This window comes from Micromonospora sp. C31, assembly GCF_018070575.1.
In the GTDB taxonomy this organism is placed as follows: domain Bacteria; phylum Actinomycetota; class Actinomycetes; order Mycobacteriales; family Micromonosporaceae; genus Micromonospora.
In genome coordinates, this window is the sequence record NZ_JAGPXN010000077.1 from 1 (window position 1) to 568 (window position 568).

The window sequence follows — 568 nt, forward strand, 5'->3', positions numbered from 1 at the left end:
AGAGGGTGGTTCGGGAGGCTTTGTCTGATGTGGGTTTGACGGTTCGTTAGCGGCCCTGGTGGGGGCTACGCGGACGTCGCCGGCGGGGCGAGGGTGAACAGTCCGGCCTCGGGTTCGGTGAGGATCTGGCGGGCGACGAGGCGTTTGAGCTTGGCGCGGAGATTCTCGGTGTCCTTGGTGGTGACGCCGGTGCCCAGCGCATGGCAGATGTCCTTGGCGCGCATCGGTGCGGTGGTGCCGTGAAAGACGGCGAGGATCTGCTGGTAGGCGGGGCTGGCGACGGTCGGGTCGGCAGGTGGAGCCAGGTCGAGTGGGCCGCCGAGGCTCAGGAGCGTCTTGCGGGTGATGGCGAGTTCGGCGACCTCGGTCTCGGCCGCGGTGAGTTGCTCGTCGAGGGAGGCGATCTGGGCGCGGAGCCGCTCGACGGCCAGGCCGGCGGCGGTTTCGCGTTCGGTGAGCAGGGTCAGCAGCGTCGGCTGCGTCACCGTTGGTCGCGCCAGGACGTGGTGGCGGTGCCGGTCAACCGGCGGATGAGGTTCGCCGTGGAGGCCCACCAGGTGCGTGAGGT

General features: G+C 69.7%; 1 protein-coding gene. It reads right to left on the reverse strand.

Features of this window, described 5'->3' with window-relative positions; all coding sequences use genetic code 11:
• Positions 1-65: 65 nt before the first annotated feature.
• Positions 66-568, reverse strand: a 503-nt coding sequence (locus tag KBX06_RS27520; RefSeq protein ID WP_247686788.1) for a hypothetical protein, incomplete at its 5' end; no start/stop codon positions are given.